The sequence below is a fragment of the Bacillus sp. K2I17 genome (assembly GCF_002209985.1).
GTDB classification, from domain to species: Bacteria; Bacillota; Bacilli; order Bacillales; family Bacillaceae_G; genus Bacillus_A; species Bacillus_A wiedmannii.
The window spans coordinates 31,172-56,310 of record NZ_NJGF01000029.1 but is presented as its reverse complement, the minus strand read 5'-3'; the positions used below and the strand labels follow the sequence as shown (position 1 = coordinate 56,310).

Sequence of the window (25,139 nt, the reverse complement as noted above, 5' to 3'; positions counted from 1 at the left end):
GTTCGATAGAACTCTTTACTTAGGAATCCCTCACTTCTAAACGAAGTGAAAGTGGGGGTAGTTCAACAGAAACTGAATTGTTAATAGCTCATGGTTTTTCGTATAAAATCATATATATGTGTACTTAAAGAAATATGGGTATTACTAACGGTAGACGAAGAAATGAGGGATACTGATAGTAATTTTAAAGCGTATAAAGTCGATGTATACGAACTAAATGTAAAAGTATTCTTGATTTAAATCCTTCTTTTCCCTGATATAAGTAAATGCTATTAGTTGAGTATTCCTTATACTTAGTATTATGAATAGATGAATTGTTTGGATATAATTATTTATAATATCAGTGTAATTTTCTGTTTCGGGTGTACCTTAGTATTTATTATCTATAATGATACCTCAATTTGTAGGATTCGTTATTGACTCAAGAATGACATTACATGGTGGATTTCAATATAAAAGAATTGAAAATACATCTCTAGAATGAACTACCCTTGAATCATAAAGATTTTCTTAGTTATTGATTTTTTTGTATAAAGAGTATTTGTATTTCTTTATAGAAAAAACTGCCTCCCAATCGTTAGACATGTCTAACAGTTGGGAGGCAGTTTTTTTGTGCTCTCTATAGTAGAACATAAAAATTTAATCGCCATTCTTTGAATTTATATCATTACGAAGATGAATGGGTAAGAACTTCGCTAAATATGTCCCTGTTCTTTTAATTTGTATAATTACGGAGGTGAAACAGAAAAGAACTCCGCTGAATTTTATCTTTATTGGTTTTTTATTATAAATCATTAAGTAAGCAAAACGCAATGATTGTACTTAATTTAACAACTATTAAATCATAACATAAATAATAATGATATACAAATAAAATGATATATATATGTTTGATTTTCAACATTATTGGTTTGATTATTATAGGACTCGTTGCAATATATATTGGAGCTAGCATGGCACTATTTTTGAATTATGTAGGGAATAGAAATAGGAAAATCAAGTGAAAATATTACTTGATTTTTCATCATCATCTTTTTTCATTTTATAGCATTCCTTCTCAACCATATAGTCAAAATTCAAGATTTATATCTTGTATCAATAAAAACAGTTAATATGTAAGAGGAGATACCCAGCGTATTCTATTTAGTATGATATAGTAATAAAACATTGATATTATAAATATAATATATTAATATATATAATTATTAATTGTGTAAGAGGTGCATCTATGGAAAGAGAAATATGTTTCAATAATATTTGTGAGGGGAAACCTTTAGTAGGAAAATTGTATAATGTTAGGAAAGAATACTATAGATTAAGTAGTCCATATTTTGATCTAGATCAACTTCCAAACTTCTTAAATATTATCTTAAGTATAGTATTTATATTTATAGTTTTTATTCCCTTTGCATTAGTTTTTAGTATAATTCCAGAGTATTTTGCAATAATACGATTTATATTTGTATGGATTAGTTTTGGTGGTTCAATATATTTAGGGGCAAGATGGTATACCGAGGTAATTTATAGATTAAATAGGATACAAATAAAGAAAAGAGTTGAAAAAAATAATCATACATTGACGAATCTAATACTAGCTGAGAAACAATTAGTAGAACAATTAGATATATTAAAGATACCTGTAGATTATCGTTATCCATATGCAATTAGTAGGTTTGAGAATTATCTCTCTAATTATAGAGCAGATAACTATAAAGATTGCGTGAATATATTTGAGCAAGAAAGACATAATGAAAGAAGAATAGATGAATTAAGAACGATTCAGGAATTACAAAGAGTTACTAATCATAAAATAGATGAAGGAAATACTATTGGTTTAATAAACCTTATAAAAAATAGATAATATGTAATTGTAAATCTCTCAAAGTAGATAAAAATATTATTTTTTTATTTGGTAGTTGTAAAGAAAAACAGTGAAAAGGGCGTATCTAATAAATAAGATACGTCCTTTTTATGTTAATAATTATAATTATTTATTGAGCACGTCTTTTGTATTTCTTGCTTTGAAAGGAACATAGTTAAAACACATTAAAGTGTAGTGACTGTGCAGAGATAATAAAGTCATTTAAAAAATAATATAATTGTTTAAAATTCTTTTTCGAATAACGGAGCAGATTAGTTCAATAAGGAATTAAAATAAGAACTTGTAGATTCTGAAGAAATGGAAAGAACGAAAGATCTTAAATACAAAGTAGGCTCTGTTATACAGAGGTAAAGAGATTATAATTCATTTTTTGTTCTTCGTTCTAATCATTACTGGAAACACGAATATAGTCTAATTGTTTGTACTCATAAATTAACAGCCTCTTTCAAAGTGAGAATTTTAATGTTATTCAATTTAGTTAACTTAAATTATAACAAAAATACACAAAAGGTACTTTTGAATTTTGAAGTGTCCCAAAAGTATTTTTTATACCTTTTGAAGTGTCAAGGTATGAAATGATTTAAGGTTTGGTAAGTATTTATATAATTTAATATTTTAATTAATGAGAGTTATGTTCAGTTTAACTTCCGTTAAATGTGTTTTAGAATTAAGTATGAGCACTTTTTATAAAGAAATGGCGTCTGTTGCAAATATGGAGAAATATAGAAAATCATCGAAAGTGATTGCGCTTTGGGTTAACTTAGTATTAAGGTAACTTTTCTAAGTAAGTATTTAAGGGGTGATTAATTTGAATTTCACATATAAGAGACCGTTAATTTTTATAGTCCTACTGTATATTGTATTGATAGCTTTTAACTATGCAAATCATAATCATTTCAATTGGTTTGAAAACCTTATAAAAACACTATTTATAGTAGCGTTTTTTGAAATTATGATGTGGTTATTTTCTTCCAAAAAAACAACCTCTAGAAAATAAGAGGTTGTTTTTTATTACTTACCATGTTTTTCCTGTCCAGCCTTCTTCTTCATATATACATGTACCTAGATACCAAGCAAGTTGACCAGCTAAACTAACTAAATTACCTTTGACGCCTAATCTAATCATTTTTCTAGCTGCTAATTCATATTCTTTGTTAGTAATATTAGCAATAATAGAACCTAAAAAACCTACTGATAGAAATTCTACATAATTTGCTATAAGTTTTCTTTCTATACAGTTATCTACAGCTTCTGTTTCTTGTTTGAATGGATCTTCATAGCCAGGCGGTGTATTTACACGTTTGATTTCTTGTCTCAATTGTTCTAATTCTTCAGTTTTACCATATTTGTTTTCTATCATATCAATATCAATATCTACTACTCTTCCATGTTTATCTTTAACTGAAGCTTCTTCAACAACAAATTTCAATTGTGCAGCTACTTCTTGTACTAATTTTTCTTCTTCACTATTAATCTCTTGCGCTTTAGAGATTCCAGCGAAAGAAGTTGTAAACAAAGCGAGTACGAGGGCCATTGATACAATACTTCTTAATATAGTCTTCATTTTTAATCCCATCCCTTTTCCTTATTTATGATTTTTTACCGGTATTTTCTAGCGCATTTCTATCTTAATACATAAATATATAAAAATATATACCCTTCAGAAAGCGGAAAAATGATGGAATTCAACGATTATTCACTTTAAAACCGCAGCTTCAAGATAATTGCAATTTAATTATTTGAATATTACGTGTTTTATTTATCAATTAAATTGTGGATATAGAAATAATGTTAGGTAGTGAGTAATTAATAACGAATTGATAGATTAATAAAAAATTCATTATTACCCTTTTAAGAATTAAAAATCCCTAATGTTAAAATGGGGTTTTCTTACAAAAAACGTAATTTTGTACCTTTTGTAGTAGGTGAATTTTTTTGTATTGGGAATTAATACACATGAGATATAAAAACAACACTGTGTCTGAAGACTTTTTAGTGGGGAAGTGGATCCTCCATCATAATGTTTTATGGTAATTCGGGAGTTGGAAAGACAGAAACAGCTAAATTTATTAGTGATTCATTAGGTGGGAACTTATTTCGAAAGCAATTATCTATGTTTCAAAATAATGAACTCTTAGACTACCTTTTTGGAACCAAACATAGTGCGTCCAGTTTTACTAAAGATCTTTCAGAGAGAGAATCAAATGTTATTTTATTGGATGAGTTTGATAAGGCATATTTTTCAAGCTATAATGCTTTTTATCAAGTCTTCGATGAGGGGATATTCGAAGATAAAAATTATAAAGTTAATCTAAAAAATACAATCATCATTTGTACATCTAATTATAAGACACCAGAAGAGATGAGAAGGGCATTAGGAGATCCGATTTTCTTCAGGTTTGACAAAATGATTAAATTAGAAGATTTAACTTTGGAGTCCAAAATAGAAATCATTAATCAGGTAATTTCTGAGGAGTATAAGAAATTAAATTCGGATGAACGACAAGTGGTGCATTATGAAGAATTGAAAAGTAAGTATATAGACCAGGCTAAACGTTTTGTTAATTATAGACATATTAAATTTCTTATTCAAAATGATATAAATGGAATTTTAGTTCGGGATTTTCTTGAAGATCATTGATGCTCAAGTTTATTAAGAGGTTCAGGGAGGAATAATTGTATCTAATTAAATATGTAATTAATAGTAAAGTTACGACTAAAACAATAGACTCGCACCTATTAATAAAGTTAATTTGTTAATATATAAAAAGAACTTGTAGGAAACCCTACAAGTTCTTTTTTAAATGAAACAAACTATCTCATAATTTGAATCGGAGCAAACACTCTAACCACGGGTTAATTTTATTATATACCGATTCTTAAAATATGCGCTTTTTATATTTGAAAATTATGTGAATTTAGAAAGGGAGAATAAATAACTGTCTCAAACACCTAAAAATCCCAACTAAATATTCCGAACAAAACATTTTTAAATCAATATACATTTCATGTTAAATTATACAAATGTAGCATTCTTATAGAAGGACTTATTTTTAAATTAAGCATAGGGAAATGAAATGAATTTTTGTTTGAAATATTTTAGTTATGAATCAATGTTTGAGTTTGATGTGTTCAGTGTTCAATTGTTCGTTTATTTAATTCCTTCTTTATTATATAAGTTTTATATAACAAAGAAAAAAGCTACCGTTATGGATGCTTTTTTCTAAAAATTTATAGATACAAGTTCTTCTTAAAGGTTTTCTAACTATTTTTTCATAGTAGCCCTCATAGCTTCCGTACGTCTAATAAAATAGTTAGATTCTATTAGGTATCTATATAACTTTTCAAAATGAATGTAATTTTCACACCAGAATCGCATATAATTCTTAATTTGAATAATTAAGTTTGCTATATCTTTATTTAGTAATTCGTATATAGATTTCCTTTAATTTAAAAATTTGGCCATTGTCTAATCTCTTCATAATCTACCTTAGTAACAACTTCATATGTTCTTCCAGCACTACCTGGTTTAATAACGACCATACCCATATATGGGATTCCTCCAAAAGCACTATGAGCAATAAAAACCTTATTTTTACCTTGTAAAGGTAGTGTTTGAAAAAGCTTAATCAAATTATCTTTTATTGTTTGTTCTTCAGGTGTTGATACATCGCGTTCTAAATAATCGATTCTACCTAAATCATTATTTATCTGTATATTTTGTGCATCAAAAGCGATTTCACCAGTTTCTCGAGTACGACAGTATGGACTTGTCAGAACAGGGAACTCAATAGGTAGTTTTTGTATTTTGAGTATTTCACCAACTATTTCTGCCTGTCTTCGTCCATTTGCATTTAAATTCCTTTGAGTTTCACATTTTGTTAAATCCACATTGGATTCATGAGTATCTTCTGTTTCACCATGTCTTAAATAAAGGATATAACCTCCTTCCATAATTTGTTCAAATATAGTTTCATTTGAATTTGTACTCATATATGTAATCACCTCTCTAAAATTTGTAAATATATATTTAACTTGGTTTCTTAGTCTATTTTTCATACTGGAAAAACCTTGAAAAATTAATAGTCATTTTGTTTTGTTTATTAGATTATAACAATATTATTATTTTAAAAATGAAATTTAAAAAATCTATGTATAAGGAATAAAATATATCTTTTGCGAAACAATAGAAATTGAATTTAATATTTCATTGAAAAGGAGTGTAATAATCTTGTCACAATTTTTAGATGCCCAAGCGAGCGAAAATGGCACAAAATTTTTAGTCTATGCCCAAAATAAAAAGTTAAAAGGATTTGAACAACCCGAGGTTATCTTCATTAATCTCCCACCTGGTACAATTCAGCCAGGTCCAGAGGATGAGAAGATGTATGTAGTTGATGCTAAAGATAAATCAGAATATAAATTTGTAGGAGAAGGGCCACCATATCACGGACCTCGATTTCCAGCTGTTAAACCAGATCAAGAAGGTCATTTTGATTATGTTAAGCCTAATGAACGTGCCTTTTCTTCTACAGTTATGTATGCAACTGTAAGACGCGTTTTAGATATATGGGAAGATTATTTTGGTCATAAAATTGAATGGTTCTTTCATGCAGAATTCCCTAAGCTAGAACTTATTCCAAGAGTAGAATGGGATAATGCTCACTCAGGTAACGGATTTCTTGAATTTGGGTTTGGCCGTAATGCAGATGGAACTATTGACCACAGTAATCCGTATTGTGAAAATTTCGATGTCCTTGCTCATGAAATGGGTCATACGATAAAAAACTCTATAATTGGCTGGCCAGATAGAAATCAAGATACTAAAGAATATCATGGGCATCATGAAGCTTTTGGTGATTTAATTGCAATTGTCTCTGTTTTGCACTTCGATTCAGTAATTAATCACCTACTTAAAAATACGGAAGGTAACCTGTTCAGTGTTAATGAACTTTCGCGTATGGGTGAGTTGAGTGAGTCACGTGAGATTCGTATGGCATTTAATGATATGAAAATGTCAGATGTTCAAGGCCAAGGAGAAGAGCACCTTTTATCTATGCCATTTACCGGCGGAGCATTTGATATACTAGTACAGGTTTTTCAAATTCATTTAATTGATAAAGGTCTTATTACCAAGGAACTAGGAGAAAAAGCTTATAAAACTCATGATTGTCATACATCAGAGGATGAAAGAAATAATATACACAAAGAATTCGAACAATGTTATCAAGGTAATAAAGATGCGTTTAAAAAAGCATTACTTGATGCTCGTGACTATTTTGGAAAATTGATGGCAAAGGCTTGGAGCAATACTTCTCCAAATAACTTGACTTATGGAAAAGTATTAAATCATATAGTTGAAGCTGATCAAGAATTAAATCAAGGTGAATATAAGCAAGCTATTTTAGAGTGTTTCGATTGGAGAGAGATTCTTCCAGAAGCTGAAGACCATCGTATGCTCCTTAAAACACATATAGTAGATGAATTAGAGAGATAATCTTTTGCTATCTAGTTACTGAATTTCGCTCTAAAATAAACAAACCAGTTGTTACATCTAAAAGTGCTCCTAAAATATCTAGGAGCACTTTTTTGGAAACTTTACTTTTTAATTGCTTACGAACTACCTCATTATAAACACTTCGCCTTACTACCAGGCTAACGTCAATTCTCTCAATTTCTTCAATCTCCCCATTTTTGAAATGAATTCTGTTGTAAAGTTTAAAAAAAGTATAAACAGGTTAATAAATAAGAAGAAATATTTAGAAAGATGCTAGTAATTGTATAAGGAATAGATGGTCTCACTACCTTTTATTATATGGGAAGCATGACGAGGATTTAGAAATATTAGTCCAAGTTTAGAAGTATGAAGACAAGACTTTTTCAAATTATATAAATTGACCGGTAAAAAGAATGTAGATTAAAACCTACATTCTTTATAACTTAGTATATAAATTCTCACTAATAAATAACTTGTAGGATAACAAGTACTGTAGAAGCAGCATGGTTAGTTGTTAGAATCACTTAATAATATGTTTTGACTAAATATGAACAACTTTTGAGTAAACTTGTATTGAGCTATTTGTATTAAAGAGTAGCTTTTTTTATTTCCATTAATTTAGATCTTAACTTTTCATCGTGTGCATATAAATAAAGACCTTTTATCCCTCGTTTTAGCAAGATATTAAGCGCATTTAAAATGATTTCTTCTTTTATTTTTGCAGCATTAGGGTGATCTCCTAATCCTTTAAATGCTTCGGTGTCTTTATATCTATCACTTAATATTAAAAGTTTATTATTTTTTTCATCATAAGTGATAGATGGGCCCAATATTACACCCACATAGTTTAAGTCAAATCCTTGTACAGTATAAATTGAACCTACCTCATCAACTGAACTTCCATGTAAGGAAGTTTTCTCTCGTTGCGCCCATGTTGTAGAAGAATCAGTAAGATTCCATGGTAGATCTAAGCCACCAGTTGTAACATGATATTTTCCACCATCTTTTTTATGTTCAAAATCAAAGGTGGAAACAACTCTAGAAAGTCCCCATTTCGTATTTTGTTGTTGTATTTTTTCATGCATATCAGAAGCATGTTCAAAGATGTCAAAATCATAAGTCTTAGGGACATTTGGCATAGGCGTAATTTTCTTTTGAACTAAATTATCTAACCATGTAACTAATTTATCGCCAGCATGCATTCGCATTTGAGTAGAAAGTTCATATCTTTTAGGCTTATATTTTGATAGGACAGCGTTTAAAGTTTTAGCATCCCAATATGCCTTATTGCGGGTTATTTGCTTAGAATCAAAGATAATAATAGTCACCTTAGCTCTTTTAATAATATCTTCTAGATGGTTTTGACCGTGATATGAATTATAAGAATCTGAACTTGAGAGTAGTAGATGGGCTTCATCAACAAATACAATATCAGCTGGTGTAGTCTCTGTATCTAATGGCATTTGATTAATAAAAGAAGTAGGTTTTAATATCTTATTCTTCTGCATAATTTTCACATTAGAAGCTATGCTATGGAACGTTTTTAATGCTTCATTATGGTTAATCAAAATATAACTGGAAGTATCATATAAATGTGAATTTTTGTTTTTAGACATCTCTAACGTTTTATAATAAAGAGAACTTAAAACAACGCTTTTACCAACCCCAGCACTACCTTCAATGAAAAGCACTTTATGTTCTGTTTTGTTTTGAGTATTCATTTTAAAGAATTGTTCTTCTAATTCATATACAACATCTTGGTATAATTCAAACTGTTCAGATGTAAGTTGTTTAAACGGAGATAGTTTGAAAATATCATTATTCTCAATTAAAAATAGATCCTTATTAACAATCTGTTCAGTATCTTTCAAGGTTTTCCAGATTGCTTCAAAAACTTCATCATTATAAAAGCTTTTTTCATAGTAGTTATGCACAACTGAAGATACAGTTTGACTAACATTTCTTAACGTGTAACGTTCATCACCTAAGAAATAATTAATTAACTTTGTTTCCAAATTATATGTAGCAGATTGATTAAATTTTTCATGTTTAATCAGTGTTACGTGCTTAAAATCATGTCTGTTTTTAACATTAGAAGTATTATTCCTATTTAGTCTATGGTTGTGTAATCTATTAAAAGCATTTACTGTTTCACCAATATAAGCTTCTTTCTCCTTATGTAGGATATATATAATAGGGTAGTCATTAAAAACATTATAATCCGTTTTAATTTTATCAATTTCTTCTTTTGTGAAAGGGATAGTTTTAATCGTTAATCCTTCCATGAATATACCTCCTATTTTTAAAGACCAATGTCTTAGATTCAAAGTGGAAAACTTTACTGCTAAATCTTGCTTAAATAATATGGCATTGAAATACTTAGAAAAAGGTTTTAAAATTATAGAATTTCACTTTAATTGTATAATTTAAAAAATAAATATACAACTTATGTATTATTTATTGGTACAATATAAAATGGCATCTATATTGAGTAATTGATATCTTTGGATATTATGTTTATACAAGAAATATAACTGTTTAATAGAAAATAAATGGATTAAACCTTAATTGAGCTGAAGAAAAATTCTAATTCAGATTCTAATTATGGGAGTTAATTACCATATAAAATTCCAAAGTATGTATTAATTTGTAAAAAATTATCTATTTTAGATTGAAGGTTTAGTATAATAATACTAATGTTTTTTATTTGGGGGTTTGTACAAATTGTTTATTGAAGGAATGGTTGAATATCGGCCAGGCATTGATGCGGAGCGTTACGTTTGGAAGAAAGTAAAATCAGCATTCATTGAACGTGAAAGTTTTGGTTTTTTACATTTTCCAATGTTCAAGGAAAATCATGCTAGTAAAAGAGAAATAGATATCTTATTAGTTGATCGTGACATTGGTGTAACTGTAATTGAAGTAAAAGGAATAAATATAAAACAAATTGAGGGAATACAGGGTCATATATGGCACTTTACCAAAGATTATTATGCATCTAAAGGCGAGCCTTTTAACCAAGCGGAGCAACAATTAAATATGTTGTGTGATGATATTGAAAAAAAGGACAGTCTGAATCGAGCGTTTTCTAAGCGAGCGGTAGTAGCCTTACCTTATATTACGAGTGAACAGTGGATAGAACGTGGTTTTAATCAATTGTTAAATATGCCCTTTATTTTGTTTAAAGATGACCTTGAACAAGGGACCTGGGTTCAAAAACTTGAGCGTATGAATATATATAAAGCAAGATTGGATTTACAGGATTCTCAATGGGATGCATTAAAAAAACATTTTTATATTAGAAATTTGGCAAGGGAAAAAACAGATGAAATAAAAAGCGAAAAACAAAAACGATTCTCTAATTTATATGTTTTTACTAGTGAGGAGCAATTTCACAAAGAGAAAGAGGAAATCGACAAATTATTAAAGGAAGGCCTAAAAATCTATATCTTTAGTACGTTTTCTATTTCTACGAGTTGGCTTGTATTGCAAAAGGATTTTTGTGATGAATTTCAACTTCAAGTTTTTCAAACAAAAGAGACACTCCTTTCAGTGGATACAAGAATTATCCAAGACGGAGAGGTAGAGGCATCCTTCTTAAAGAATATATTGTCTCCGACGTTCCCAGAGTTTAATTTGGGTCAGTATATAGCAGTTCATACGCCGCATACTGATAACTTAATGATTACAGCAGGTGCGGGAACAGGAAAAACATACGTTATGATTGATCGTATTTTTTATCTGTTAGAAAAGGTAGGCATCACACTTAAAGACATCATAATGGTTACTTTTACAAATGCGTCTACTAATGAAATGAAGGAGCGTTTGCAAAAGAAATTATTAAGCATGTTTAAATTGACAGGGAAAACAAAGTATCTTTACTTTGCAGAGGAAGTAAAAAATATACAGATTAGCACAATTCATGCGTTTTCTAAATCTATTTTAACTCAATTAGCACATGAAATTGGTTTTGGTAGAAACTTAAAGGTAAGAAGTTTTATTAAAACGAAGAGTGACATCCTTGAAAAGCTTGCTAACGAGTTTTTCCAAAAACATTCTGCGAAAGCTTTAGTCGATTTAAATTTAAAGTTTTATGAAGTTACAAAAATGATGAAGAGTTTCTGGGATGAAATGGAGAAGAAGGGTTTAACTAGACAAGAAATTGAGTCAATTGATTGGGGTACGGTAGTAACAGAAGAGCATCAGGTTCTTAAGGATCTTTTTCAATATGTATTCAAGCAATGTGAAGGTTTATTAGAAGCACAAAAAAAGAAAGAAAATGCGATTGATACAGGGGATATGGTCCGAAAACTAAAATTATTTACACAAGGTGATACACTCAAACAACTTCAAACTGAAAAATATCTATTTGTCGATGAATTTCAAGATAGTGATAATACACAAATTGAACTAGTGGCTAGTCTACAAAATCAATTAACATATCATCTTTTTGTAGTTGGGGATATTAAGCAATCGATTTATCGTTTCCGTGGTGCAGATTACACGTCCTTTAAAAGATTAGCAGAGAGGGTGAATTCATCATTTACGCCTGTTGCTTTAAATCAAAACTATCGAACAACTAGCAGTTTATTAGAAAAGCTAGATAAGGTATTTTCTGTTTGGGGACAGAAGTGCTGGGGCCCAAAAGGTAAAGAGTGTTTGCTTCCTTATACGGAGGATGATCGTTTGAAGGGGATGAAGATAACTGAACCAACAATAGGGGAGTTCCTTTATCCTAATACAAATAAGGATAATGTAGAAGAAGAAACAGTTCGTCAAATTTTAGAATCTGTGGATATAGCAAAGCAGTTATCAGATGATGAAAATAAAAGAATCGCCCTTGTGGTACGTACGAATAAACAAGCTCTTGAAGTACGAGAGTGGTGTGAAAAAGCAGGAATAGGGACTGTACAAAATTTAGATGGTACGTTTTATAAATCAGATGCAGTCATACATTTTAAAATGATGTTAGATGCTCTGTTGTATCCAGGTGAGGCAAAGCATGTCGTTAATTTTCTACAATCACCTTATTTTAGATATGCAATTCCAACTAAACTACTTATTCCCTTAAAAGGTGATAGTGAGAAAATTATAAAGTTTTTGCAATTGCATATGGGAAATGACTTTACACAGTATCTTGATGAGCTAAAAAGATTACCTGTTATGGCTGTTATACAGAAGATTATCTCTGAAAAGGGATTACTACAAAATATTTCATCCTATTATGAAGTGAAGTATGGAGATGACCCAGACATAGATGAGTCTATAAAACAACTAGAGATTGAGATAGCTGTAAAACAGTATGAGAAAAATTTATATCATTTAATGAACACCATTCAAAAGCAGTTTGATTCCATGAGTGGTACGCTTTGGAACATACATGAATGGTTAACCTTACAAATTCGCGTAAATCGTAATGAAAATGAACCAATGATTGAAACGAAATTAGGAGTTGTAGAAATTACGACTGTTCATCGCTCGAAAGGCCTAGAGTACCATACTGTTATTATGCCTAAACTGAACCACTCATTTAGTAATAAACAAGCCTCTTTTTACATACAAGATGAAAAAGAGATGGGTGACGATAAACGGACTGTTGGTTGGAAAGCTAAAGATATTAAAAATAATTATTTTGCTACACTTCAAAATTATGAAAGTTTTGAAGTAGAAAGAGAAGAAACTCGATTATTGTATGTAGCGATGACACGTGCGAAAAAGAGACTAATTTTAATGATGCCTGAAAAAACAAGTGAAAATACATGGGGTAATTTACTAGGACGAGCTTTTAATGAGGTGAATCATGAACGTTGATGTATATACATATGATGATCCCAAACGTTGGAGAAATCATTCAAAATATAACAAGATAAAAAATGCTATTCATATATGTGCTACAAAAAATATGAAGGACGGTATTATAGAGGCTTATCAAAATAAAGAAGAACGAGAGTTTTGTTATGTGTTTACAATTCGCGAAATTATTGATGAATTATTAACAAGATGGAATTTACCTGAAGAGCAGTTAAAACAATATTTAAAGCTTTCTCGGGTTATCAATGAGCTTAGCACGGATAACGCAGAATTAAAAAATGCATTTAAAAATAATCGTCCTGATCTTCTTGAAACGATTCGATTTCTAACGTATACCGGCGTGAAGCCTATTGATTTAACTACAATAAATCTAGAAAGTAATACGCTAACAGATAAGGAAAAGCTCTTTCAACAAATTTGGTTTGAAGTAGAGGAAAAAGATACTACCTATAAAAATATTCGAAATAAGCTTCGTAAGGGATGGGCAATAGAAGAAATCAAAGAGAAAATCAACAAGCTTTTAAAGGAAAGTGAAAGGCCGGCCCTAGATGTTGGGATGAATCAGCTTGTCTTACATGGATTTTACTTCATTACACCTGAGCAGCAGATTTTTCTACAAGCTCTCAGGAAGGCAGGATTTTCTATTACATTCTTTAATTTTTATGATCCTCGTTTTCCAGCAACCTTTGATTTTATAAAAGGCTTTATTTCTAAAGAATATCAGTGGACTGATAATTGGCAAATTGAAAGTAATCGAGAAAACAAGGAAGAGTCCCTCGGCACTGAATTTCTAAGTGCATTTGAAGGAGAGAATGCACCGGGGGGAACCCTTAAAAAAGAAGTTATTCGTTATAAATCCTTTTTTGATTTTTTAAATGATGTAATTGTTCCTAATTATCCGATTGGTGAGACAGAGGATGATGAGGATAAAAACAAGGATAAAGTACAAATTATTGCAACCAATGCTGATATGTTGAATGAGATTCTTGTTCAATATTATCCGAATAAATTTGCGGAAAACAGAAACTTTTTACAATATCCGATTGGTCAATTCATTAGTAAGATCCATCAGATGATTGATGAAAATACATTGATTTTAAATGAAGATATTTTAATTTCAGCGTTTTCATCAGGGTGGTTATATAACCCTATTAATAAGAAAAACGCTAGAGATTACACATACTTGCTAAAGCAACTGTTACCGTTCTTCGGTAATTGTCATACAATTCATGAGGATTGGTTACCGAGGTTTTCTGATTTAATGAAGCATTACAAAGAAATATTACCAGCCTTTGAAGGACCAGATGATGATAGGGTTGTAACGAGTGTGCGTAGTCCCTTTTCTAAATTTGCTCATTTTTCACTAAGCAAGAAGCAAGTTGAAGAAGTTCACTATTTTGTGAAGCAACTTGTTTTCATTGCGGAAGAATTGTTTGATATAGAAGCAAAGGAAGCTTCTATAAGTGAGCATTTTAATAAATTGTTAGCGATATTAGATAAACATAATCCAATGCAGCATTCTAAATTACTTCAAGATGAAACGGATATTATTCATTCATTGAATGAAAAATTAAAGAAAATTCAGGATGATAATTTCTTTCTATATGATGATGTTGGGGAAGCCATCAATGTTTATTTGAGTGGGAAATTATCAAACACAGATGAAGCCTTTATAAAACCATTTATTGAGGTTGATGGGGAAGCTTTTAAACAAAATATTAATACCTTTTATCTAACAGGGCTAGATGAAAAAGGTCTACCTCTTGATGAATTCAGTACACCATGGCCATTACAGGAGGTTACGTTTGAAAAACTCTCCATTCGTCATGAAGTACTTGAATTACATACATTGAGAAACCAATCTATCAAGCAAATCTCAAGGTATTTACTATTTATTGCTTTGGAATTTTTATTGGATAAAAATACTGAACTGTCTTGGATGCAAAATTTTTTAGATAAGGAAGATCTGCAACCTGCTGTGTATGTCCATCAACTAGGATTAAAAGTAATAGATTATAAGGAGAAGGCAAATCACCTTGTAGTGAAAACACGTCCTAATCCAGTTGATTTTGAAGACATAGCGGTAGATATAAATGATGGGGATTTAACAGAACTAACATTTACAGATTTTCTAATAGAATATAACCAATGTAAAAGGAGATTTTACTTTAGTTATATCCTAGGTCATTCACCTGTTTTTACTGATGAATTTATTCATCAATTTATGTTTACGGAATTAATTCGATTGGTCAAGCGTAGTACCACTTTAGCGGATGAAAAGGTTATTAAAACGGTAAGTGAATTATTCCCTCATTGGACGAACTATAAAAAAGAAGTAATGGCCGAAACGTTTATAAAAATTGCGAGGCAAGATGAAGAGCTAGAGCCAGTTAGTGGAAATATTAGTATCAGTAAAGCAAGGAAGAATTTTCAGCTTCCAGGTCTTACAAATGCTAAAAGAAATGAATGGATAGAAGAAACTGTTAAGAATAAGCCTTCCTTGTTGATTGAGATGAAGGAAGATGTAATGAATGAGAATATATTCCATGCTAAACCAGGAGAAAATTGTCGTTACTGCCCTCATGTAGATATTTGTAGTGAAGGACGACATTTGATCGGTTAGGAGGGAACAGGATGAATAATATTTGGAGGCAAATAGCTACTAACTGGAGAACATTTGAAAACGAAAGTGATTCAGAAGGTTTGATAGAAGAACTAACAAATGATGCATTGAATATGGTTCTAGTAGAAGACTCCTTTAAAAGTGCATTGGAATACTTAGATGAAGAAGAAAATGATGATGACGACGATGATTGGCCGTAATATGATAAGAGAGGTGTAGGAGAAGGGGAGAAACTCCCCTTTGTATGTGTATGGAAAATAAACTTGAGAGTACTGAACTAATATTAACTAAGCAACAACAGGATATAGTTGATTACACAGGGAATGAAATTTTGATTAGAGGGATTGCTGGTAGTGGAAAGACGCTTGTTTTATTAAAAAAAGCGAAGCAAACAGCACTGAAATATCCAAATGAGAAGGTTGTAATATTCACTTACGCGGGATCTCTTTCGAATGCAACTAAATTTTTAATTGAGAAGTACAACCTTCCTAACTTAGAAGTGAAAACATTTCATTCATGGGCGTTTGGTGCATATTGTAAGATTATGAAGAAGAAGCCTATTATGACACAAAAGTATAAACAGGAAGAATTTTTAAAAGAGGCTATAAAAGGCTTAGCAAGTCTTGACCACCGCTTTGTAAAAAATGACGATTATTTCGATTTCCTAAAGGATGAAATACAATGGATTAAAGGAAAAAACATCACTACTTTAAGTGATTATTTGAAAGTAGATCGAAGAGGGCGCGGTACCAATACACGTGTTACCATGAATGATCGTGAGATAATTTATCAAGTCTTTGATCAATATAATAAGAAGAAAAACTATTTACTTGATTTTGATGATTTAGCTGTTGTTCTCATGAAGAATCCGGCTATATTTCCAGATTCCATTAAATATGATCACATTTTTATTGACGAGGCTCAAGATTTACAACAGGTTCAACTGCAAGCATTAAAGCAGATTGCTAGAAAATCATTTATTGTTGCTGCTGACAAGGGACAAAAAATATATAAAACATCCTTTACATGGAAAGAGATTGGTTTGAATGTCACGGGTAATCGTACGAAAATATTAAAGGAATCCTACCGTTCGACAAAACAAATTATTCAATTAGCAGCAAGTCTCCAACAAAATGATATGATTATTCTCGATGAGGAATACGTTATTCCAAATTTACCGGAGAGGGAAGGTCCTATTCCGTATTTAATGAATTGTAAAAATGCTGAATCTCAAGATAGAGAAGTTATTAAATCAGTAAAACAAATTATTGAACAAGCACCCAATTGTACAATTGGTATTTTATATCGTGAGGGATCTTCAAGAAACTCAGCAAAATTTAGAATGCAACGTGCATTAAACGATGCTGGGATTCCTTCAGAAGATATTAGGGAGAAGGGAAATCCACACACTCCTGGTGTAAAACTTTGTACCTTCCACTCAGCGAAAGGTCTAGAGTTTGATTTTGTATATATTATTGATTTAATTGAACCTACTAGAATACCAGATGAGGATAAAGAAGAGAATTATTGGGAAATTGAAAGACGTTTGCTGTACGTTTCCATAACACGTGCTTGTAGACATTTACAATTATTTACTTATGGTGATACGTTAAGGTTGGTTAAGGAATTAGATTCAGATTTCTATAAAAGTTTCAATCTATAGAAGGAAAAAGGGAAATAAAAAACTTATAAGAAGGATAGAAACATTCTATCCTTCTTATTTTTGAATAAAAAGTAGCATTTTATCTAATTAAAAATGGTAAAGTTCGGTAGTTAAAATTTAAAAAATGTACTAATATCAAGATTCGCTTAATCCTCAAAGCAAAATGAAATTATTACCTTTCTAGCTGTAGATATACTCCATTATCAAATATTTCTTTTTTGATAAATCCAGCTTTGATAAACATTTGTTCTACTTTATTACTAATAGGATTATCATTTAAAATCATGGCTGATATATTTTCTCTATAATTTTCTCTATAGTGGTTAACAAATTTAGTTAATGCAGTTGATCCATAGCCACTGTTAGGTAAGAATATAATGATATCTAACTCTATTTCGTTTGATTCTGTTGGAGTAAGTATGATATCTCCAACATGTGTTGCATCATCTAATATAATTTCATAGCAAATTGCATTTTCTGAACATCTAGGAATGAGTATACCAGCAAGTAATTGTTCTCTTATTTTTAAGATAGCGTCAGCAGTAAAATACTCTTTACCAAAAGCATATACATTTTCTTCGAGTACATCAAGAATCTGGGGCGTAAACAATGGCGTGTTGTTGATTTTAAGTTGCATAATTAAGTAAGAGCCTCCCTTAAATTTTAAATACTGTTAAATAAAACTATAAATTGAACAATTATACTGGTTTCTTTAGAATAATATAACATGTTATGGCGTGTTAAATGTATAATTAAATGGTAAAAAAGATTTCATAACATATTTCTTTTTTATGTGGCACCATGCATTGTTTTTATAAGAATTAAATCTTAATACCCATTTAATATGTTTATTTGATATCAATTATGTAGGTGGAAAAAGTAAGTTGTTTTCGAGAAAATTATTTAATTCTCGTAATAAATAACGAATAGAAGCTAATTGAAACTTTTTTATAAATTACTATAAAATTTCACACTAATTTAGTTGGATTTTATGCTAATTTATTTATCTATTGATTCAGGTTTAGTCACTAAATAAAATAAAATTACATTGTATATTCACTGTTCTAAGAAATATAAATATGTAATGTAAAACACAATATAAAAAATCAACATGGTTTAAATGTTAAAGGGGAATATATAAAAGGGATTTAGTAAGAAAATATTATAATTTTAGTTGTAAGGAGAGGAAAGAATTCTATGAATGAAATTGAAATTAAAATGTTTCCAGCATCATATGGAGATAGTTTTTTAGTAACGTGTAAAGGTAAAAAAAATACACATATACTTATTGATATGGGATTTATGTCTACCTACAATAATTCCATTAAACAAGAATTAAAAGCGATTAAAGAGATCAATAAAGAAGAGATTGATTTATTAATTTTTACTCATGTAGATGAAGATCATATACTTGGTGGAATAAAATTTTTCCGAGAAAATGGTAATTTTAATGACCCTCAAATTGTTGCAATTAAAGAGATTTGGTACAACAGTTATAAGCATCTTCAATTTAATAAAAGGCAGGAAGATAAATCACTTAGTAATGAGGAACAGAAACTAACCTCTGTACTAAAAACCATTGTCGAACGGGGACATGCTAGAGAAAAAGGGGTTAGAACTGTTTCTGGTATAAGTATAGGACAAGCTTTTACACTTTCAGCTCTTCTACATGAAAATGGATATGATGATATATGGAATAAATCTTATAATAATAATGTTGTTAAATTAGAAACCGAATTTGATGATAAAACATTAAAATCGCATTATATAAATGAAGAGGTGAAGATAATAATCTTATCACCAAGTCAAGAGAAACTAGAAATATTAGATGAAAAATGGGAAGAATATTTAATTAAAAGGGGATGTTCAAATATTAATAATGGTAATGAGTTAATGGATAGTGCATTCGAAGTTTACATGGCGAATTTACAGGTGAAAAAGAAGAAACGTAGTGTTAATCCAATTTCTATTGGAGCACAGGAGAATATTAAAGATATAGCTGAACAACCTTTTGATTCTGACACCGCTGAGATAAATGGAAGTTCTATAGCTTTCATATTAGAGTTTTATGGAAAGCGTCTGCTTTTTCTAGGAGACTCACATTCATCAGTAATAGAACAAAGTTTAAAGAAAGTGCTCGAGACAAGTGGGGAAAAGAAACTGCGATTTGATGCAGTAAAAATCTCGCATCATGGTAGTAAACACAATACAAGTCCAGATTTATTAAAAATGATTGAATCAGAAAAGTACATAATCTCCACCAATGGGAGGGGAAAGAACTTTAGTCACCCTGATGTAGAAACCATCTATAGAATAATTGCATTTAATACCTTAGAAAAAACAAAAATTATATTTAATTATAAGCCCTTTAATATTTACAATAAGATAAATGTTCAAGGTTTAAAGGAAAAATATAATTATGAACTTAAATACACTAATGATAGCCTATTATCTAAAAAGGAAGAAACAACTAAAATAATTATAAAATAAAAGAGGGAAACTATGTTAGAGATAATTGATAAATTACACATGTTAACCTCCAAGTTATCATGTGGGGAGCAAGGTACTGCTTTTCTAATTGACAAAAATCGTGCTGTAACAGCAAGGCATGCTGTAAAGCAGAATATATTATATCAACATCCGATAAAGCTGGAATTCTATATATCAGAAGGAAACACAATAATTAGGTCCGCACGAGTGATTGATCATGATAAAACACATGATATAGCCATTCTAGAGTTAGATAAGGCAGTAACTCATGTTAACGGGTGGCTACAATGTAGTAGTCGAAAGATTGAAAATGTTGATGATTGGGAAACGGTAGGATTCCCGAGGGATTGGATAACTGAGGGAGAAGGAAGTCGCTATTGTTATATTAAAGGGGATATATTTCTAAGGACTAAAACAGATGCAACAGCTAAATATGATATTCATTTAGCTAGTGATTATATAAAAGAAGAGTGGCCCCATGGTTTTGGAGGGTTATCGGGTGCGCCGTTAATTGTTAACGGTGATATAGTAGGCGTTATAATTGATGAAGAATATAGTGCTATTAAGTCGCCGCTGAAGGCTGTAAGCATAGAGAAGTCTATAGATATTTTTACACGTAATAACATAAGTGTACTTAATGATTCAGCAAATCAGCCATTAAGAATGAAACATCTACTTAGTGAAAGGATGGAATTACAACAAAATACGTGCAAGGAGCTATTCCAGAATTTTGAATACTATGTTTCCCCTCCTTTGTCGGAATTAAGCATATCAGTTAATTCCTATCATTTAAAATATGATGGAGGAGGTACCCATAGAATTAAAGAATTAGCAAAGCATCTAGGTGAAATGTTAATTAAGTATGCTTGTACACTAAGTGATATAAATAAATTAAATAATTCATTAACAGTTAAAAATCTTGAAATTATAAAAGAAAAAACAGATAAATGTATCTCTAGAATAAAAAGTCAAGGGGAATTAGGTCCTCTAATGCTTTGGATGTTATTAGAAGGAGTATTAGGTTTACCTAGAGTATACACAAGAGCAAACTTGTATGACTTAGAACCATTAAATCAAGTTCATGTTGGAATTAATAATGATAATAAATTTTCTTTATACTTTGGGGATGGGAGATTAAAAGATTCATTTGATTTGGCTATTCAAGAAGTTATAGAATCATTAACGGGCTCATTTGATTCAAAATCCCCTTCTTTAGATGCGCAGGATAGCATGTATCTTTTGGATAACTATGCTTTTGATTGTATTGATTCTTGTCGTTTAAAAGATTTACTAGATCCCTTCACTAAGCCACATGAACGGGATTGGACTAAAGTAGCTTGGGAAGTAACAATTTTTACTGGTTATAATTCTAGTACTTTATCAAATCTAGCAAAACGAAATTTATCTAAAGAGGAGCTTGAGCAGGTTTTACGTCATTCCTATGAGCGGGAATATAGAGCAAATCTTTTAAAAATATATGATTTAATAAAGGAAAATATACATATTAATCAGTTGAAAATCCATTGGTTTATGTTACCTTTTAATACAGTTGAAGAACTTGAGAATCTAGTATTAGAGGAGATAAGGAGGGGAATATAAAGTTGGGTATACAAGATATTATTAAGTCAATTGAATCTGCAGACATTATTCCACAATTATTAATTAAAATAAAGAAAATGGAGATACAAAAGGATTTATTTTCTCATACAACGGAAACCATTACTCATCAAGAGATAAAACTATTAATTGAGATAGCTAACATTCTTGCTGCCTCTCCTGAGATAGAACATAAAAAAGAAGCACTACATATAGCAACCTCTCTCCCACTTATTACGGAATTTAAAGGGGTACAACTTACTTCACTCATGATATTAAGAAAGTTGGAAAATTTTCCAGCTATACATCTTCTAGAGGAAAAAAGGAATATTTCGGAGTATAGAAATGGATTAAGTGGACTTAGTTTATTTGAGGCTTATTTCCAGGAAAGTCTTAATACAAGAAATTTCTTTGGGAAAGACTTTGTATTAACAAAATTTCAGAAAAAAGTTTCTAATTTAGTTTCTGAGTTTAAAAACTTGAGCATTTCAGCCCCTACTTCTGCAGGAAAATCCTTTATCTTTTTAAAAGTAATACTTAACTTGATTTATGAAGAGAAAGGAGCTACAGCTATATATATCGTTCCTACAAGGGCGCTCATAAGACAAGTAATGAATGATTTTTTGGAGAATATTAAACAATTTAATTTAGAAGATATATATATTGGTTGCTCTTCTGAAATAAGTAGTTTATTAGGTCGTACGGGTAAATCAAATATTTTAGTGTTGACACAGGAAAGACTATATCAACTGTGTACTAAAGAAAATGTGAAAACATTAAATACAAAAATAATAGTTGTAGATGAGGCACATAATATTGAAAGTGGTGGAAGAGGAGTATTACTTGAAGGAGCTCTTAAGTATGCACAGATTTTATGGCCACAAGTTCGTTTGTTGTTTTCAAGTCCATTAGTTAGTAATCCAGAGAAGTTATTAAGTACATTTAAACTAGAAGATTCTTGCCCAGAAAAAGATTTGTTTCCTTTGGTTAGACAGAACATTATTGAAGTTCAAAGAACTTCAAAAAAACTTATAGTTAGTTCAGATTTTAAAAAAAATAAGTTTGAGATCGCACGAATTTCCTATGTGAATAATGGTAGTTCTAGAGCGAAAATTTTGGCTAATGTAGTAATTGAATTGTGGAATGAGCAAACATCAATTATTTATGCTAGTGAGCCGATGCTATCTTCAAATGTAGCTCGTGAATTATTTAATAGTGGGAAGTTTCCGCAATTAAATGATGAAAGATTAGATGAATTTGCTGATTTTATCGAGGAGTACATTTCTGAAAGGTACGAATTATCTGAATTTATAAGGTGTGGAATAGCCTTTCATTTTAGTGCTTTGCCACCTATTGTTCGAGCTGGAATTGAAGATTTATTTAAATGTGGTGCGTTAAAAATTATTAGTTGTACATCTACCTTACTTGAAGGGATAAATATGCCCGCGAAAAATATTTTTACATATAAACCAAATAAGGGGAAAAATACACCTATTGATAGACTGAACTTTTGGAATTTAGTAGGTCGTGCTGGTAGAATGGGGACTGACTTTGCCGGAAATATAATTTGTATAGACCCTAATAAATGGGATGAAAACCCATTAGAAGGAGAAGTATTGCAACAGGTAATTCCTGCATCTGAGAAAAAACTTGTAGATAAAGATGAAAGTGAAAAGTTAAAGGAATACATCGCCAATAGAGATAAACCATCAGGGATTGATGATTATAATGAACAACTGGCGAGTATGATTATTAGAGAAAAGATACGAGGAGAACAATTAGTTAATTCAATATATATGAGTCAGGAAAATATACAAGTTTTAAAAGAAATAGACGAAATCACAGAAACAATATTAAATGAATTTACTGCTCCAATTGAATTATTAGAACTTAATCCAGGAATAGACCCTGATCGTATTAATGATTTATGGAAGTTCTTTATGCAAAATGAAGAGTTATATAAGCAGTTAATACCTCGGTTTCCTTATGAAGAGGAAGGTTATCAAAGGCTTAGGTTAATGATAAAAATAATAAAGAAAGTTTTTCTATTCAATGAAGATTGGTCTGAAAAGTTTATAGAAAAAATTACTGCTGTAAGTCATAATTGGATGATTGGTGCACCACTATCTAAAATAATATTTTATAATAAAACAGTATTGCAAAAGGAACCAAAGAAAATTACAAGTTATGTGAAAGAACAAATAGATTTTCTTAATACCACCATTAGATATAAGTTAGTTAAATATTCACAAGTATACACAGAGGTGTTAAAAGTATTTTTAGATAGAATTGGGAAGAAAGAAGAAGCGAAAAAAGTTGTAAATATATCTGTTTATCTAGAATACGGGGCTTGTTCTGCACCTGCATTAGAGTTTATGGCTATTGGACTTCCAAGAGAAGCTGCAGTCAAGTTGGAAAAATTAATAAACAAAAAACAAAATGCTACTAGTGAATATTATTTAAAGTGGCTTAAAAATTTAGATTTGGACGCATTAAAGATATCAAGTTACTTGAAAAAGCAAATAAAAAATGTTCGAGAAACGCTGTAGATATTCTATTTTTAGGATTTAAAATTTCCGATGAAGTAGTCTTTAAAGAGGAAATCTAAATTAAAAAATTGCGATTCTTTTTATTTAAAATACTAATTAAACAAATCTTAATCGAAACAAAAGCTCATTACATAAGACTCTCCCTGATAATCAAAGAGAGTCTTATGTCTATATTAAGGTCAAGTGTATTAGATTATGAAGCGGATAAGGTAAAGAAATTAAAGAACAAGTAGTAGGCGAATTCATAGAGAGTTCGCTTTTGATTTAATAGTTTACAGACAAAAATTGTAAACAACACCTTCACCAACTTTAGTGTGATAGAACTTCTTGAACAAATCGTCAATCGTTTGTATAGCAAATGTTTGTAACTCTTTCTTTACACGTTTCCCTTTACGTTTTGAAACTGTTCTTTCATTATTATTATTATTATTATTATTATTATTAGTTGTCATACAAAAAATTTCGTTTTTGAAAATGAGATGATAGACGTATAACTGTCGTCTTAGCTAACCGCCCCCGGTTTAGACGGCAACTGCGCCCTCTGCACCAAGTCAGTTACCATATCAAACGTTAATCTGATGAGGCTTACGACCAATGTATGACCTCGGAGAGGCTCGAACCAGCGACCGCCACCCTGTCAAGGGAACTTCCCAGTGGACTGTAGAGGCTTAGGGTCAGTAAAACCTATATGTATCAAGGCTCTCAAGTTATTATCCTCATTGAGAACCACTTCAGTTAGAGTTTCTTACGGAAAATACTAAAGTAGTTTTAATATTTAGTCAACCCTCTTTTGCTACGACCTCCCACAGGCTATCTATCTTGGTACAACTGGGGAGGTAAGTTGATGGATGGTAGACCACAGAGGTAGCTCTCTCTCTAGGTACTACTACAGTGAACAGTCACTATCGTTCTAGAAGATACCACTACAGGGTTAACTCTTCAACCCCCACCTCGATGAGATCCCTTTTAGCTATCTTCCTGTTAGAATGAATGGCCATTCACCTCAGTAGCTTTCCTTATAGTCTGCT

At 30.6% G+C, this 25,139-nt stretch carries 14 protein-coding genes; 10 read left to right on the top strand and 4 right to left on the bottom strand.

The window, feature by feature from the left end:
- Positions 1-1,228 precede the first annotated feature (1,228 nt).
- Complete coding sequence (locus CER22_RS24220) at positions 1,229-1,861, top strand: hypothetical protein (RefSeq protein WP_088609768.1); 633 nt, start codon at positions 1,229-1,231, stop codon at positions 1,859-1,861.
- A gap of 1,036 nt (positions 1,862-2,897) precedes the next feature.
- Here the strand turns inward: CER22_RS24220 and CER22_RS24210 are convergent.
- Entirely contained in the window at positions 2,898-3,458 is a 561-nt protein-coding gene (locus tag CER22_RS24210) for a hypothetical protein (RefSeq protein WP_088609767.1), read from the bottom strand.
- Between the two features lie 444 nt (positions 3,459-3,902).
- Here CER22_RS24210 and CER22_RS24205 point away from each other — a divergent pair, with 444 nt between their 5' ends.
- A complete protein-coding gene (locus CER22_RS24205) occupies positions 3,903-4,523 on the top strand; it encodes an AAA family ATPase (RefSeq protein ID WP_088609766.1) in 621 nt (206 codons plus the stop codon).
- An 809-nt stretch (positions 4,524-5,332) separates the two neighbouring features.
- Here CER22_RS24205 and CER22_RS24200 read toward each other — a convergent pair.
- Complete coding sequence (locus tag CER22_RS24200; RefSeq protein ID WP_179211931.1) at positions 5,333-5,875, bottom strand: histidine phosphatase family protein; 543 nt, start codon at positions 5,873-5,875, stop codon at positions 5,333-5,335.
- 238 nt (positions 5,876-6,113) lie between these two features.
- Between CER22_RS24200 and CER22_RS24195 the strand changes: the two genes are divergently transcribed.
- Complete coding sequence (locus CER22_RS24195; RefSeq protein WP_088609764.1) at positions 6,114-7,379, top strand: hypothetical protein; 1,266 nt, start codon at positions 6,114-6,116, stop codon at positions 7,377-7,379.
- 587 nt (positions 7,380-7,966) lie between these two features.
- Here the strand turns inward: CER22_RS24195 and CER22_RS24190 are convergent.
- Positions 7,967-9,664: a DUF2075 domain-containing protein gene (locus tag CER22_RS24190; protein ID WP_088609763.1), complete on the bottom strand. Its 1,698-nt coding sequence runs from the start codon at positions 9,662-9,664 to the stop codon at positions 7,967-7,969.
- Between the two features lie 439 nt (positions 9,665-10,103).
- Here CER22_RS24190 and CER22_RS24185 point away from each other — a divergent pair, with 439 nt between their 5' ends.
- The 4 genes from CER22_RS24185 to CER22_RS24170 are packed head-to-tail and all read left to right on the top strand — an operon-like array spanning position 10,104 to position 17,476.
- Entirely contained in the window at positions 10,104-13,190 is a 3,087-nt protein-coding gene (locus CER22_RS24185) for a UvrD-helicase domain-containing protein (RefSeq protein WP_088609762.1), read from the top strand.
- A complete protein-coding gene (locus CER22_RS24180) occupies positions 13,180-15,813 on the top strand; it encodes a hypothetical protein (RefSeq protein WP_256943729.1) in 2,634 nt (877 codons plus the stop codon). The genes CER22_RS24185 and CER22_RS24180 overlap by 11 nt, the downstream gene beginning before the upstream one ends.
- An 11-nt stretch (positions 15,814-15,824) precedes the next feature.
- On the top strand, positions 15,825-16,013 hold the full coding sequence (locus CER22_RS24175; protein ID WP_016135811.1) for a hypothetical protein: 189 nt from the start codon (positions 15,825-15,827) through the stop codon (positions 16,011-16,013).
- Between the two features lie 44 nt (positions 16,014-16,057).
- Positions 16,058-17,476 (top strand): UvrD-helicase domain-containing protein, encoded by a 1,419-nt coding sequence (locus tag CER22_RS24170; RefSeq protein ID WP_256943728.1) that lies wholly within the window; start codon positions 16,058-16,060, stop codon positions 17,474-17,476.
- Between the two features lie 172 nt (positions 17,477-17,648).
- On the opposite strand, the gene CER22_RS24165 is transcribed toward CER22_RS24170, so the two are convergent.
- Positions 17,649-18,113 (bottom strand): hypothetical protein, encoded by a 465-nt coding sequence (locus tag CER22_RS24165; protein WP_088609760.1) that lies wholly within the window; start codon positions 18,111-18,113, stop codon positions 17,649-17,651.
- A gap of 560 nt (positions 18,114-18,673) precedes the next feature.
- Between CER22_RS24165 and CER22_RS24160 the strand changes: the two genes are divergently transcribed.
- The 3 genes from CER22_RS24160 to CER22_RS24150 are packed head-to-tail and all read left to right on the top strand — an operon-like array spanning position 18,674 to position 24,111.
- Entirely contained in the window at positions 18,674-19,966 is a 1,293-nt protein-coding gene (locus CER22_RS24160; protein ID WP_088609759.1) for an MBL fold metallo-hydrolase, read from the top strand.
- A gap of 12 nt (positions 19,967-19,978) precedes the next feature.
- Entirely contained in the window at positions 19,979-21,565 is a 1,587-nt protein-coding gene (locus CER22_RS24155) for a HamA C-terminal domain-containing protein (RefSeq protein WP_088609758.1), read from the top strand.
- Positions 21,566-21,567: 2 nt separating this feature from the next.
- Positions 21,568-24,111, top strand: a complete 2,544-nt coding sequence (locus CER22_RS24150; RefSeq protein ID WP_088609757.1) for a DEAD/DEAH box helicase — start codon at positions 21,568-21,570, stop codon at positions 24,109-24,111.
- Positions 24,112-25,139 lie beyond the last annotated feature (1,028 nt).